General features: G+C 63.6%; 13 protein-coding genes, 1 tRNA gene and 1 pseudogene. 10 read left to right on the top strand and 5 right to left on the bottom strand.

The features are described 5' to 3' along the window. Positions 1–81: 81 nt before the first annotated feature. From HU230_RS25575 to HU230_RS25585, 3 genes are read right to left on the bottom strand one after another with little or no spacing between them, the layout of a single operon-like run. Positions 82–549, bottom strand: a complete 468-nt coding sequence (locus HU230_RS25575) for a hypothetical protein (protein WP_176529324.1) — start codon at positions 547–549, stop codon at positions 82–84. Positions 550–564: 15 nt separating this feature from the next. Next, the gene (locus HU230_RS25580) at positions 565–1020 is read right to left on the bottom strand and encodes a GatB/YqeY domain-containing protein (RefSeq protein ID WP_092124143.1); all 456 of its coding nucleotides are present in this window, start codon (positions 1018–1020) and stop codon (positions 565–567) included. 58 nt (positions 1021–1078) lie between these two features. Continuing rightward, positions 1079–1780 (bottom strand): alpha/beta fold hydrolase, encoded by a 702-nt coding sequence (locus tag HU230_RS25585; RefSeq protein WP_176529323.1) that lies wholly within the window; start codon positions 1778–1780, stop codon positions 1079–1081. A 162-nt stretch (positions 1781–1942) separates the two neighbouring features. Between HU230_RS25585 and carA the strand changes: the two genes are divergently transcribed. The 4 genes from carA to HU230_RS25605 all read left to right on the top strand — a co-directional run bounded on the left by carA (position 1943) and on the right by HU230_RS25605 (position 5632). Then, positions 1943–3136, top strand: a complete 1194-nt coding sequence (gene carA / locus HU230_RS25590) for a glutamine-hydrolyzing carbamoyl-phosphate synthase small subunit (protein ID WP_176529322.1) — start codon at positions 1943–1945, stop codon at positions 3134–3136. A gap of 185 nt (positions 3137–3321) precedes the next feature. Further along, positions 3322–3819, top strand: coding sequence for a PaaI family thioesterase (locus tag HU230_RS25595; protein ID WP_176529321.1), 498 nt, complete (start codon positions 3322–3324; stop codon positions 3817–3819). A 128-nt stretch (positions 3820–3947) separates the two neighbouring features. Beyond that, positions 3948–5048, top strand: a complete 1101-nt coding sequence (locus HU230_RS25600; RefSeq protein ID WP_176529320.1) for a mandelate racemase/muconate lactonizing enzyme family protein — start codon at positions 3948–3950, stop codon at positions 5046–5048. A gap of 62 nt (positions 5049–5110) precedes the next feature. Next, positions 5111–5632 carry a hypothetical protein gene (locus HU230_RS25605; protein ID WP_176529319.1) on the top strand — a complete coding sequence of 174 codons (522 nt, stop codon included), beginning with the start codon at positions 5111–5113 and terminating at the stop codon, positions 5630–5632. Positions 5633–5804: 172 nt separating this feature from the next. Here the strand turns inward: HU230_RS25605 and HU230_RS25610 are convergent, their stop codons facing one another. Then, the gene (locus HU230_RS25610; protein WP_224924582.1) at positions 5805–6344 is read right to left on the bottom strand and encodes a Dps family protein; all 540 of its coding nucleotides are present in this window, start codon (positions 6342–6344) and stop codon (positions 5805–5807) included. A gap of 125 nt (positions 6345–6469) precedes the next feature. Between HU230_RS25610 and HU230_RS25615 the strand changes: the two genes are divergently transcribed. From HU230_RS25615 to HU230_RS25640, 6 genes and pseudogenes are all read left to right on the top strand, one after another. Continuing rightward, positions 6470–7159 (top strand): class I SAM-dependent methyltransferase, encoded by a 690-nt coding sequence (locus HU230_RS25615; protein WP_176529317.1) that lies wholly within the window; start codon positions 6470–6472, stop codon positions 7157–7159. A gap of 77 nt (positions 7160–7236) precedes the next feature. Continuing rightward, positions 7237–7312, top strand: a tRNA-OTHER gene (locus HU230_RS25620). A 349-nt stretch (positions 7313–7661) separates the two neighbouring features. Next, positions 7662–11126, top strand: a complete 3465-nt coding sequence (gene carB, locus HU230_RS25625; RefSeq protein ID WP_176529316.1) for a carbamoyl-phosphate synthase large subunit — start codon at positions 7662–7664, stop codon at positions 11124–11126. A 197-nt stretch (positions 11127–11323) separates the two neighbouring features. Then, a complete protein-coding gene (gene greA / locus HU230_RS25630) occupies positions 11324–11797 on the top strand; it encodes a transcription elongation factor GreA (protein ID WP_157113323.1) in 474 nt (157 codons plus the stop codon). Between the two features lie 340 nt (positions 11798–12137). Next, the gene (locus HU230_RS25635) at positions 12138–12533 is read left to right on the top strand and encodes a DoxX family protein (protein ID WP_176529315.1); all 396 of its coding nucleotides are present in this window, start codon (positions 12138–12140) and stop codon (positions 12531–12533) included. A 78-nt stretch (positions 12534–12611) separates the two neighbouring features. Next, positions 12612–12729, top strand: a pseudogene (locus HU230_RS25640) (IS481 family transposase); the annotation flags it as partial. A gap of 174 nt (positions 12730–12903) precedes the next feature. Here the strand turns inward: HU230_RS25640 and HU230_RS25645 are convergent. Beyond that, positions 12904–13434, bottom strand: coding sequence for a hypothetical protein (locus tag HU230_RS25645; protein ID WP_420840896.1), 531 nt, complete (start codon positions 13432–13434; stop codon positions 12904–12906). Positions 13435–13482: the final 48 nt, after the last annotated feature.

Here is a 13482-nt window from a genome sequence, read left to right on the forward strand (position 1 = left end):
CTGTCTCCAGTTTTTTCCAGAACTTCACCCCGAGGGCGCCGCCTTCACGGGGCCTTGGCGCCCCTTTGCGGCAAGCCGATCTCAGCTCCCCTGCATGTAGCGGACCGGGTTCTCCTTGTCCGCCTTGAAGATATCGGCGGCCTCGGCGAACAGCGCCGCAACCGCGGCCGCCTTCAGATCAACAAACGCCTCGAAACTGAAATTGTTGCCACCCGCCCGTAATTCGCCGAGCTTGCCGGCGTAGCAGGACACCAGCGGCTTGCCGCCACGGGTCACTGCGACATAGACGCTGATGTAGTTCTTCTGCAGCGCCACGCCGATCACGGGCCAGACCGCCGTCTTGCCGGACTTGATCGCATAGCGAAACTGACCATAGCCGATCATGTTCATGCGCATGCCGGCCTCGCCGGCCGGCGTGCCCGCATGAAAGTGCCGCTTGAGCGAAGGCGCGGCCTCTCGCATCACTGCATGCAATTGTTCGAGATCCGCGGTCCGGCCGGGATCGAAGGCGAGGTAGGCTTCCAGACTGTCCGCAGCGACACGAAACATCGGAAGCCCCCGCCGCTATCCCGCGAGCGCCGCCTTCACCAGGCCGCTGGCCTTGCCGAAATCCATCTGGCCGGCGTATTTCGCCTTCAGGGCGCCGATCACCTTGCCCATGTCCTTGATCCCTGCGGCATTGGTCTCGGCGATAACAGCCGCGATCGCGGCCTTCACGTCGTCGTCGGACATCTGCTTCGGCAGGTACGCCGAGATCACGGCAATCTCCTCGCGCTCCTGGGCGGCGAGCTCGGCACGGCCGCCCTTGTCGTAGAGCTCGACCGATTCCTGGCGCTGCTTGATCATCTTCTGCAGGACGCTCAGAAGGTCGGCATCGGAGAGTGGCGGCTTGCCCTGCCCGCGCGCGTCGATGTCGGCGTTCTTGATGGTCGAATTGACCATGCGCAGCGTGGAGAGCTTGCGCTCGTCCTTCGCCTTCATCGCTTCCTTGACCGCCGTATTGATGTCGTCGCGCAGCATCCTGATGTCCTTAAGCCGGTAATGCCTTCATGTAGGCAGTTTGGGACGACTGGACAACCTAGTTCCTGAGCCATTCAACCAGCGCATCGGCGCAGGCCTGCGGCTGCTCCAGTTGGGGCAGGTGACCGCAATTGGCGAGCACCACGAGCTTGGCCCCGGGGATGCCGTTGGCCATCTCGTCCGACAGCGCGTTCGGCACGGTGTTGTCGGTATCCGAGGTCAGCACCAGGGTCGGGCACCTGATCCAGGCCATGCTCGGCCGAGAATCCGGCCGGCTGAGCACGGCGTTCTGCTGGCGGATGAAGGCCTCGGCGCCGACGTCCTCGCTCATGTCGTCGACGATCCGGCGCAGGCTTGCATCGCCCTGCCGCGACGGATGCACGAAGCCCGGAAACAGCTCGTCGACCACGCTCCGGTACTGACCGTTTTTGGCGCGCTCGATCATGCCGCGGCGGCGCGCGGTTGCTTCCGGGGTGTCAGCCCTCGCCTGGGTGCTCATCAGCGCCAGTTTCGCAACCCGCTCGGGGGCCTGGCGCATGATCTCGAAGGCGATGTAGCCGCCCATCGAATGTCCGGCGAGGGCAAAGCGCGGCGGCGCCTCGGCCAGGATCCGGCGGGCGATCGCCCCCATATTGTCGTCCCTGACATGGTTGGCGACCGTGACCGGCCCGCACCGCCACAGCGCCGGGATGACCGGGGCAAAGATCCGCGGTGAGCAGATGAGGCCCGGGACGAGCAGGATCGGCATCGTATTGTCCATGCGGGGAGCTCCGGACCGGGTCATTTTCGGCAAGTAAACGGCCGCTTCAAGGAACTTTAGATTAAAAGGCCGCTACGGCCTGTCAAATCGGCCGGTATTGCCGTGTGAATCCGTGCCCTTTCGCTTTGACGCCGCAGGGTGCGGCGACTATTTAAAGGGCTCATGACAACCCCCGAAAACGCTCCTGCCTGGCCGGACCACAAACCGACCGCGCTCCTTGTGCTCGCCGATGGTACCGTGCTGGAAGGCTTCGGTCTCGGCGCGGAAGGCCACGCCGTCGGCGAGGTCTGCTTCAACACCGCGATGACCGGCTATGAGGAGATCCTCACCGATCCGTCCTATGCCGGCCAGATCATCACCTTCACCTTCCCGCATATCGGCAACGTCGGTACCAACGAGGAAGACATCGAGACGGTGAACATGGCCGCGACGCCAGGCGCGCGCGGCGTGATCCTGCGCTCGGCGATCACCGATCCCTCGAATTACCGTGCCACCCGCCACCTCGACCAGTGGTTGAAGGCGCGCGGCATCATCGGCCTGTCCGGCATCGATACCCGCGCGCTGACCGCGCTGATCCGCTCCAAGGGCATGCCCAACGCCGTGATCGCGCACGCCAGGAGCGGCGAGTTCGACCTGCACGGCCTGAAGGAAGAGGCCCGCGAATGGCCGGGCCTCGAGGGCATGGACCTGGTGCCGATGGTCACCTCCGGCCAGCGCTTCACCTGGGATGAGACCCCCTGGGAGTGGGGCAAGGGTTTTGGCCAGCAGACCGCGCCGGAGTTCAACGTGGTCGCGATCGACTACGGCATCAAGCGCAACATCCTGCGCCTGCTCGCCGGTGTCGGCGCCAAGGTGACGGTGGTGCCGGCGACGACGGCGGCCGAAGACATCCTGGCGATGAAGCCGGACGGCGTGTTCCTGTCGAACGGCCCCGGCGATCCCGCCGCGACCGGCAAATATGCCGTGCCCGTCATCCAGAAGGTGATCGCTTCGGGGACGCCGACCTTCGGCATCTGCCTCGGCCATCAGATGCTCGGCCTCGCCGTCGGCGCCAAGACCATGAAGATGCATCAGGGCCATCACGGCGCCAACCATCCGGTCAAGGACGAGACCACCGGCAAGGTCGAGATCACCTCGATGAACCACGGCTTCGCGGTGGACCAGGCGACGCTGCCCGCTGGTGCGACCCAGACCCATATCTCGCTTTTCGACGGCTCCAATTGCGGCATCGCGCTCGAGGGCAAGCCGGTGTTCTCGGTGCAGTACCACCCCGAGGCCTCGCCCGGCCCGCGCGACTCGCACTATCTGTTCCAGCGTTTCGCCGATCTGATGCGAAAGAAGAAGCAGGCCGCGTAAGATACTCTGCAGGCCATGTCCAAGATCGTCATGCCCGGGCTTGTCCCGGGCATCCACGTTTTTGGCGCCCAAGACGTGGATGGCCGGGACAAGCCCGGCCATGACGGCGTTCTATGTTTCCGACCGCGGTGGCAAGATGAGGTGTTCCCTATGACGACCACAATAGAAACACGGGACATGCCGACATGACCGACAGCGCCACCCCAAAGCCCGCATATGGCGTCTCCTCGATCGAGGTGATGGCGTCGATGCCGGGGCTCGACTTCGTGCGCGGCATCTTCGCCCGCACCTTGCCGGAGCCGCCGATCATGGAAAACGTCGAGCCGTTCGACTGCACCGCCGAGCCGGGTCATGTGGTGATCCACAGCATCCCCGGCCTGCGCCACTACAACCCGATCGGCTCGGTGCATGGCGGCTATGTCGCGATCCTGCTCGATTCCGCGATGGCGCTCGCGGTGCAGACCACACTGCCGAAAGGTTCGGGCTACACCACGCTGGAGTTCAAGATCTCCTTTGTCCGCGGCATGAGCCAGGACACCGGCAAGATCCGCACCGAGGGCCGGGTGCTCAACGCCGGCCGTCGCGCTTCGACCGCCGAAGGCCGCATAACCGATGGGAACGGCAAGCTGATCGCGCATGCGACGACGACCTGCATGGTGTTCGAGCTACCCAAAAACACCTGAAGGCAATCGCGCCCTGGCGCATTGGAGGCATGACGAAGCGCGCTGGATTGGCGGCTGCGCTCTGTGATTGAGTTTCCCTGTCCGAGATCAGGCTACATGATCCGGCCCGGAAGGAAGGGAAAAGCCCGATGACCTCAGCCAATCCAGACATGACCATCCGCGACATCCGCGTGACGATGCTGCGGCTGCCCTGGGCCGACGACCGCTGGCTGAAGGGCGCAGCGCTGGGCGCGACGCGCGATATCCTGATCTGCGACGTCGAGACATCCGGCGGCATCACCGGCATGGGCTATCTGTTCGTGTTCCGCCCGGCGATGCAGTCGATCGCGGCCTGTCTGGACGAGTGCATCATCCCGCGCGTCATCGGCAAGGATGCCACCGCGATCGAGGCGATCTGGCGCGATCTGTGGACCGCGACGATGACCTATGGCCGCGGCGGCATCGCCGCGATGGCGATGTCGGCGCTCGACATCGCGCTGTGGGATGCGGTGGGAAAACGCGCCGGCCTGCCGCTGCACCGGCTGTGGGGACACTATCGCTCGGAAATCCCGATCTATGGTTCCGGATGCTTCCGTGGCGCCGGCGGCGACGGGATGATCGAGAAGGCGCTGCATTTCGTCAAGCAGGGCTACAAGGCGATCAAGATGCAGGTCGCGCACGTTCACACGCCCGCGCAGGACCTCGACAACGTGCGCCGCATGCGCGAGGCGCTCGGGCCCGACATCGACATCATGATCGATGTCAACATGGGCTGGAGCGCCGATGTCGCCATCGAGATGGGACGCAAGTTCGAGAAGTACGATATCTACTGGCTCGAGGAGCCGGTGCCTGCCGATGATTTCGCCGGCTATCAGCGCATCGCGGCTGCGCTCGACATGCGCGTGGTCGGCGGCGAGACGCATTTCACGCGCTACGATCTGCGGCCGTTCTTCCTCAATCCCTGCCTGCCGATCCTGCAACCCGACCCGATGCGCGGCGACATGACCGACCTGCGCAAGATCGCGGCGCTTGCGGACACGTTCGGCATCACCATCGCGCCGCATCTGTTTCCCGAGCTCAATGTGCACCTCTTGGCTTCGATCCCGAACGGCATCTGGTGCGAGAACATGGCCCTGATCGACGACCTCTGGGTCGATCCGCCGGAGATTGCCAATGGCATGATCACCGCGCCGGAGCGGCCGGGGCATGGGCTCAAATTCAAGGATGAGGTGCTGAAGTTCAAGATCTAGCGGGAACGGTTTCCGGACCGACGGTTTGATATCACCGCCCCTCGCAACGCTGGAGAGCCGCCATGCCGGTGGTGAGTAAGGATGCCGAACCCCAGACCTTCGTCTTTCAGGACGACGGCCTGGTGCCAAACAATCCGATGCCGTTCCTGGTCTACAAAGGCGCGATCGACGTCGGCAAAAATCCCGAGGCCACGATCGAGCAGCTGTTCGGCGACAACGGCTGGGGCGCGATGTGGCGCAACGGCGTCTACGACTTCGCGCATTATCACGCCACCGTGCACGAGGTGCTGGGCGTCGCGCGCGGCAGCGCACGCGTGCAGTTCGGCGGCGAACGCGGGCGTGCGCTGGAGATCGCCGCCGGCGACGTCGCGATCCTGCCGGCCGGCACCGGGCATCAATGCCTGTCGGCAAGCGGCGACTTCAGCGTGGTCGGCGCCTATCCGCCTGGCCCGCCGATGGACCTGCAACGGCCGACGCCGGAGAACCACCTCAAGGCGCTGAAGACGATCCCGCTGGTGGCGATCCCCGCCACCGATCCCGTGATGGGCAAGGATGGGCCGCTGGTGCGGCTGTGGAAGCGATAGGAATTGGCCTGCACCGGTGCCGCTTCCCTTCTCCCCCTGTGGGAGAAGGTGGCTCGCATCGACGGATGCGAGCCGGATGAGGGGTCTGTCTTCGCGGATAGAACCCCTCACCCGGCTTCATCCCGCTCCGCTCGATTGCGCCACCCTCTCCCACAAGGGGAGAGGGTGAAACTCAGGCCGCGTTGCTGCCTTCCTGGCGGCTTGCCTCGAACAGGAACCAGGTGCGGCGCTCGGTCTCGTCGATGAAGGTTTCGAGCAGGCCGGCGGTGCCGGAATCCTCGTGGTCGTCGGCGAGCTTGTGCGCCTTGCGCATCGCCGCCGCCATGTGCTTGTTGTCTTGCATCAACTCGCGCAGCATTTCGCGCGGCGGGACAAAGTCCTCGTCATTGTCCTTGATGGTCTGATGCTTGGCGATGTCGCCGATCGACCTCAGCGTCGCGCCGCCGAGCTTACGCACCCGCTCGGCGAGTTGGTCGGTGGTCGCGAAGATCGCGTCCGACTGCTCGTCCAGCAACAAATGGTAATCATGGAAATGCCGGCCGCTGACGTGCCAGTGAAAATTCTTGGTCTTCAGGTAGAGCGCGAAGGCGTCCGCCAGAAGCGTGTTGAGCGAGGCCGAGATCGTATCCACCGCAGCCTGCGGGAGATCGTTCGGCGTGTCGAGATCGGGCGAGATCTTGTCAGTCTTAGCGTCACTCTTGGCTTTGCTCACGTTGGACCTTCCTGTTAGGAACCCCGTATTTCGGCGCATTGAACATTGGCCGCCGGACCGCTAACGCATCATCAGCCCACCTGTTCCTGGAAGTCAGGAACCCGTTCTGCCGGATACCAAGCGCGATGGATGAATGGATCGACTATTACGATTCCACGCATACGATCTATGCCAGCCGACTGCACCGCGACCTGCATTTCCAGGTCATCGCAAACGACATCATCGGCTACATCACCTCGCCCGACGCCGTGGTGCTGGACTATGCCTGCGGTGAGGCGCTGTCGGCGGCGAAGGTCGCCAATGCCTGCGCCCAGCTCTATCTGGCGGAGCCGGCGCCCGGCGTGCGCGGCCGCCTGGTCGCGCGCTTCGCGTACGACACCCGGATTCGCGTCCGCTCGCTCGATGAGCTGAAGAACATGGCGGCGGATTCGATCGACCTGGTGGTGATGAACTCGGTGGCGCAATACATGACGCCGCAGGAGCTCGACTCCGCGTTCGACGTGATCCACCGCCTGCTGAAGCCCTCGGGCCGTTTCGTGCTCGGCGATATCCTGCGGCCGGAAGTCGGCATGGCCAGGGACGTCATCGCGCTGCTGCGCTTTGCGGCGACCCATGGCTTCCTGCGCGATGCCTTGATCGGGCTCGCCTCGACCGCGCTGTCCGATTACCGGCAGCTGCGCACCAGGATCGGGCTGCAGCGCTACCGCGAGGACGAGATGATCGCGAAGCTCGGCGCCGCCGGCTTTGACGCCACGCGCGCACCGCGCAACATCGGGCACAATCCGTGGCGGATGACGTTCGTGGCGCACCACTGATCAGAGGTTGCAGGAAATATTAAGGTTAACCAAAAGTAAACATAGCGGCCGCTGAAATAATCAGCAATGATCCACTCGGCCCGGTGGCGGAAGCGTCGACGCGGCAGTGGTGCAACACTGTTTATCCTGGTTCAACTCCAGGCCGGGCCTCCACGCTTCGCCCTGACGGGCTACGCGTGGCGCAGCCACGCAGGGACCAGCGGGGCAAAGCGTGTCCGGCGTAGCTTGAGCGTAGCGAAAGCGTAGACGGACTGGGCAGCGAGCGCAGCCGGGCCTCAGCAGTCACCCCGCGCCCCAATCGGCCCCCCTCGAATGCGGGATTTCCCCCAGAATCGCAGTTGATTGGGCGTTTTTGGGGGTTTCGCAGGTGCGGAAACTGGTCTAAAGACCACCCGCGCGCGAGGGATCGCGCTTCCGGCGCTACAATATGTAGCGCATGGCTCGAGGGACGCGCGGGACGCGCGCCCTTTTTTTGTGCCCAAATTCCAGTCCGCGAGAGCTGATGCCCAAAAGAACCGACATCTCCACCATCCTGATCATCGGCGCCGGTCCCATCGTGATCGGCCAAGCCTGCGAATTCGACTATTCCGGCACGCAGGCGGTGAAGGCTCTGAAGGAAGAGGGTTACCGCGTCGTCCTCGTCAATTCCAATCCGGCCACCATCATGACCGATCCGGAACTGGCGGACGCGACCTATATCGAACCGATCACCCCCGAGATCGTCGGCAAGATCATCGAGAAAGAGCGCAACGTCATCCCGGGCGGCTTTGCGCTGTTGCCGACCATGGGCGGCCAGACCGCGCTGAACTGCGCACTCTCGTTGCGCCGGCAGGGCACCCTCGACAAGTTCGACGTCGAGATGATCGGCGCCACCGCTGACGCCATCGACAAGGCCGAGGACCGCCAGCTGTTCCGCGAGGCCATGACCAAGATCGGGCTGGAGACGCCAAAATCGCGGCTCGCCAACGCCTCCGCGCTGAAGAAGTCCTACCGCGACAAATATCTTGCCGAGCGGGAGAAGCTGTCCGGCGAGGCGCTGGAAGAACTCGAGCGGCAGTGGACGCTTGGCGAGAACGAACGCCGCAAACGCTATCAGGAGCACGCGTTCGGCGAGGCGCTGATGGCGCTGTCGGAGATCGGCTTGCCCGCGATCATCCGGCCCTCCTTCACGATGGGCGGCACCGGCGGCGGCATTGCCTACAACAAGGAAGAGTTCCTCGACATCATCGAGCGCGGGCTCGACGCCTCGCCGACCAACGAGGTGCTGATCGAGGAAAGCGTGCTCGGCTGGAAAGAGTACGAGATGGAGGTGGTGCGCGATAAAAAGGACAATTGCATCATCATCTGCTCGATCGAGAACCTCGATCCGATGGGCGTGCATACCGGCGATTCCATCACCATCGCGCCGGCGCTGACGCTGACCGACAAGGAATACCAGGTCATGCGCGACGCCTCGCTGGCGGTGCTGCGCGAGATCGGGGTCGAGACCGGCGGCTCCAACGTCCAGTTCGGTATCAACCCCGTCGACGGCCGCATGGTCGTGATCGAGATGAATCCGCGCGTGTCGCGCTCGTCGGCGCTGGCGTCGAAAGCCACCGGCTTCCCGATCGCAAAGGTCGCGGCCAAGCTCGCGGTCGGCTACACGCTCGACGAGATCGCCAACGACATCACCGGCGGCGCCACCCCCGCCTCGTTCGAGCCGACGATCGATTACGTCGTCACGAAAATTCCGCGCTTTGCGTTCGAGAAATTCCCCGGCGCATCCTCGACGCTGACCACGTCGATGAAGTCGGTCGGCGAGGTGATGGCGATCGGCCGCACCTTCCAGGAGAGCCTGCAGAAGGCCCTGCGCGGGCTCGAGACCGGCCTGACCGGCCTCGACGAAATCGAGATCGACGGGCTCGGCCGCGGCGACGACAAGAACGCGATCCGCGCCGCGCTCGGCACCCCGACGCCGAACCGCATCCTGCAGGTCGCGCAAGCGATGCGGCTCGGCTGGACCGACGAGGAGATCTTCAACTCCTGCAAGATCGACCCCTGGTTCCTGGCGGAGATGCGCGCCATCGTCGAGATGGAGGACAAGGTCCGCCGCAACGGCCTGCCGCCGAACGCGTTCGCAATGCGGACGCTGAAGGCGATGGGCTTCTCCGATGCGCGGCTCGCCGTGCTCACGGAAACCACCGAAGCCGACGTCACTGCCAAGCGCCACGCGCTCGGGGTGCGCCCGGTGTTCAAGCGCATCGACACCTGCGCGGCCGAGTTCGCTTCGCCCACCGCCTACATGTATTCGACCTATGAGCGGCCGTTCGCGGGCGAACTGGCCGACGAGAGCGCGCCCTCGGACCGCAAGAAGGTGATCATTCTCGGCGGCGGGCCGAATCGCATCGGCCAGGGTATCGAGTTCGACTATTGCTGCTGCCACGCCTGCTTCGCGCTCGAGGATGCCGGCTACGAGACCATCATGGTCAACTGCAATCCGGAAACGGTGTCGACCGACTACGACACCGCGAACCGGCTGTATTTCGAACCGCTCACCGCCGAAGACGTGCTGGAGATCATCGCGACCGAACGCAAGAACGGCACACTGCACGGCGTGATCGTGCAGTTCGGCGGCCAGACCCCGCTGAAGCTTGCCCGCGCGCTCGAGGCCGCCGAAGTGCCGATCCTCGGCACCTCGCCGGATGCGATCGACCTCGCCGAGGACCGCGACCGCTTCAAGCGCGTGCTCGACAAGCTCCGCCTCAAGCAGCCGAAGAACGGCATCGCCTATTCGGTCGAGCAGGCGCGGCTGGTGGCCGCCGATCTCGATCTGCCGCTGGTGGTGCGTCCGTCCTACGTGCTGGGCGGCCGCGCGATGCAGATCATCCGCGAGGAGACCCAGCTCAACGATTACCTGCTCGGCACCCTGCCCGAGCTGGTGCCCGCCGATGTCAAAGCACGCTACCCGAACGACAAGACCGGGCAGATCAACACCGTGCTCGGCAAGAACCCGCTGCTGTTCGACCGCTATCTGTCCGATGCGACCGAAGTCGACGTCGACTGCCTCTGCGACGGCAAGGACACCTTCATCGTCGGCATCATGGAGCATATCGAGGAAGCCGGCATCCATTCCGGCGACTCCGCCTGCTCGCTGCCGCCGCATTCGCTCGACGCGAAGACCATCGAGGAGCTGGAGCGGCAGACCCGCGAGCTCGCGCTCGGCCTCGACGTGGTCGGCCTGATGAACGTGCAATACGCCATCAAGGACGGCGAGATTTACGTGCTCGAGGTCAACCCGCGCGCGTCCCGCACCGTGCCGTTCGTCGCCAAGGTGATCGGCATGCCGGTCGCCAAGATCGCGGCGCGGATCATGGCCGGTGAAAAGCTCGCCGACTTCAAGCTGAAGAAGAAGAAGCTCGACCATGTTGGCGTGAAGGAATCGGTGTTCCCGTTCGCGCGTTTCCCCGGCGTCGACACCGTGCTCGGACCGGAGATGCGTTCGACCGGCGAAGTAATGGGCATCGACCGCTCGTTCGAGGTGGCATTCGCGAAGAGCCAGCTCGGCGGCGGCACGCGCGTGCCGCGGCAGGGCACGGTGTTCGTCTCGGTGCGTGGCGACGACAAGATGCGTATCGCGGATGCGGTGCGGCTGTTGCACTCGCTCGGCTTCAAGGTGATGGCAACCTCGGGCACGCAACGCTATCTCAGCGATCACGGCGTGCCGACGGAAAAGGTGAACAAGGTGCTCGAAGGCCGTCCGCACATCGTCGACGCCATCACCAACGGCGACGTCCAGCTGGTCTTCAATACCACCGAAGGTCCGCAGGCCCTGGCGGACAGCCGTTCGCTGCGGCGGGCTGCCCTCTTGCATAAAGTGCCATATTACACCACTCTTTCAGGCGCGGTGGCGGCCGCACGGGGGATCCGGGCCTATCGGGACGGGGACCTTGAGGTCCGCACGCTTCAGAGTTACTTTTCCGAAAGCTGACCGCTGCCCGGGCTGAAGGCCCGAAGCGGTCAATTAGCCGAATGGCTGGAACTCACCGCGCGATTGGATGTTGTCACGGCCCTTAGCGGGGCCGAAAATCACTGGGCTTCCGGGCGCATTCGCGTCCTGATTCCTGCGTTAGCTGAACTGGATATTCGTGCACGGCCGACGGGCGCGCACGATGAAGGACGAAGATGATGGATAAGGTTCCGATGACCGCCGGCGGATACGCCGCGCTGACGGACGAGCTCAAGAAGCGACAGTCGGAGGATCGTCCGCGCATCATCGAACACATTGCGGAAGCGCGTTCGCATGGCGACCTCTCGGAGAACGCCGAGTATCACGCCGCCAAGGAAGAGCAGTCGCACAACGAGGGTCGCATCGCCGAGCTCGAGGACAAGCTCGCGCGCGCCGACATCATCGACATTTCGAAACTGTCCGGCGACACCATCAAGTTCGGCGCGACCGTAACGCTGATCGACGAGGACACCGAGAAGAAGGCGGTCTGGCAGATCGTCGGCGAGGTCGAGGCCGACGCCAAGAAGGGCCGCATCTCCATCACCTCGCCGCTTGCACGCGCGCTGATCGGCAAGAAAAAGGGCACCACCGTCGAAGTGATGGCGCCGGGCGGCGCCAAGGCCTACGAGATCACCAAGGTCGAGTGGCGGTAGTTACCTTGACGTGACTGGTGCAAAAAAGCCGCGTCCTGCACGCGGCTTTTTTATACCCCGCGTCTGACAGCAATGTGAGTGGAGAGCGCGTGCGCGGCATACTAGTGAGGCCGTGACATGGTTATGCAGTATAATCATATCGGGGGACGGAGTTCGAGCTGGTGATTGCGTCGCAACACGCATCGCGGCGCGTCACCGTGCCACTGCCTCATTCTCTCGCAACTGCCATCGAGCGAGGAATGATTGCAGGCGCAAGGTGTTGACGCCACACTCCGGTGGCGAACACCGTGTGTTTCTGCTTCATGCAACGTTCCAGCGTGTCAAAGAGGGGTAACTGACAATGGACCAGATGTTTTCCAAGTTTCAGCCGGTGGCACTTAGCCTGTTTCGGTTCATCACCGGACTGCTGCTGTTTCAGTTCGGCGTCGCCAAGCTCCTCAAATTTCCACCCGGGACAATGTTCGAGAAAGTCGAACTGTTCTCCTTGATCGGAGCTGCCGGCACACTCGAATTGGTCCTGGGCGGGCTGCTGATGATCGGCCTGTTCTCGCGAATCGTGGCCTTCGTCTTGGCGGGCGAAATGGCTTTCGCCTACTTCATCGGCCACTTCCCCAAGGGCTTTTATCCGCTGCTCAACAACGGCAGTCTGGCGATCGCGCTCTGCTTTGCCTGCCTGTATCTCGCGACCTCGGGCCCCGGTCCGATCAGCGTCGACGCTGCGATGGGCAGGAAGTAACAACGCTGAGCCCGTCCCGTTCAACCGGGACGGGCTCTTCACGGCTGCGCCACAGCGACAGCGGCAATCCGTCGAACAATGCAAGAATAGTCAGGAGAGCCTGAGGGCGCTGTCCGAGCGCGATGGGACCAACCCGAAGCGCGTTGCAAAGATCGAAGAAGCGCGGTCCGCTGGACGATCTCCTACCGGCCCAAAAAGGGCGCCTGAAGCCCGTTACGTCCTGCGGGTCAGTTGCGGGCTCGAATTTGCATTCCGCACCGGTTCGCATTGGGTGCCAATGCAACCATCTGCCCCTTCATCGGAGCAGGCTCAGCAGCGTTCCCGGTAGCGGCTTTGCCCAATTTCAGCCGCAAGGTCCTTGGCGAGAAAACTAGCGATCCGAAGCGAGTTGCACCGTTTGGCGCCTGCCGTTGATCTCTTTCAGCTGGTTTACGTATTCCTCAGGCTTCATCAAATGGAATGGGGCCTTTAAGCCCATGAAGCTGGCAATACGGCCAATAAAGGCCGTGCAATTGGTCGTTTCCGCGTTCCAGAGCGGCGAGGTGGCCTGAAGGTGCTTAATATACGCAAAAACCTTCTTCGCGTCGGCCTCACTCAGATACACGCGATAGTTGGCCGTCAAGTACTGCTCGTCAAGGTCGCCGTAGCTTGCTCCGGTCTCGGAGGGCACCCATGTCAGATGTCCCAGCACGTAGGGCAGCACGTCGCCCGCTGGGTGCAGCCCCGCAACTTCGACCTGTTTCTCGCTTGTCTTGCCGTACCAGACAAACGCATGCCCATATGACGCCGCCGTGCGGGCACGAAAGTCCACGTAATACGGCCCTTTGGCCGTTGACCTCCGAACCGGTTTGACGTCTCCGCCAGAAGCGGAAGCGCTCGGTCCAGCAACGGCGGCTGCCACAACCGATCTTGACGACGGTTTGCGCAGCTTGTCCTGCTGCAGCGGCGC

Origin of the sequence: Bradyrhizobium quebecense, from assembly GCF_013373795.3 — a bacterium.
Taxonomy (GTDB): domain Bacteria; phylum Pseudomonadota; class Alphaproteobacteria; order Rhizobiales; family Xanthobacteraceae; genus Bradyrhizobium; species Bradyrhizobium quebecense.

Excerpts from the sequence above, each read along its gene's own strand:
- HU230_RS25585 (WP_176529323.1), bottom strand. The coding sequence starts at position 1,780 with ATGGACAATACGATGCCGATCCTGCTCGTCCCGGGCCTCATCTGCTCA.
- HU230_RS25580 (WP_092124143.1), bottom strand. The coding sequence starts at position 1,020 with ATGCTGCGCGACGACATCAATACGGCGGTCAAGGAAGCGATGAAGGCG.
- carA (WP_176529322.1), top strand. The coding sequence starts at position 1,943 with ATGACAACCCCCGAAAACGCTCCTGCCTGGCCGGACCACAAACCGACC.
- carB (WP_176529316.1), top strand. The coding sequence starts at position 7,662 with ATGCCCAAAAGAACCGACATCTCCACCATCCTGATCATCGGCGCCGGT.
- HU230_RS25635 (WP_176529315.1), top strand. The coding sequence starts at position 12,138 with ATGGACCAGATGTTTTCCAAGTTTCAGCCGGTGGCACTTAGCCTGTTT.
- HU230_RS25605 (WP_176529319.1), top strand. The coding sequence starts at position 5,111 with ATGCCGGTGGTGAGTAAGGATGCCGAACCCCAGACCTTCGTCTTTCAG.
- HU230_RS25575 (WP_176529324.1), bottom strand. The coding sequence starts at position 549 with ATGTTTCGTGTCGCTGCGGACAGTCTGGAAGCCTACCTCGCCTTCGAT.
- greA (WP_157113323.1), top strand. The coding sequence starts at position 11,324 with ATGGATAAGGTTCCGATGACCGCCGGCGGATACGCCGCGCTGACGGAC.
- HU230_RS25595 (WP_176529321.1), top strand. The coding sequence starts at position 3,322 with ATGACCGACAGCGCCACCCCAAAGCCCGCATATGGCGTCTCCTCGATC.
- HU230_RS25615 (WP_176529317.1), top strand. The coding sequence starts at position 6,470 with ATGGATGAATGGATCGACTATTACGATTCCACGCATACGATCTATGCC.
- HU230_RS25600 (WP_176529320.1), top strand. The coding sequence starts at position 3,948 with ATGACCTCAGCCAATCCAGACATGACCATCCGCGACATCCGCGTGACG.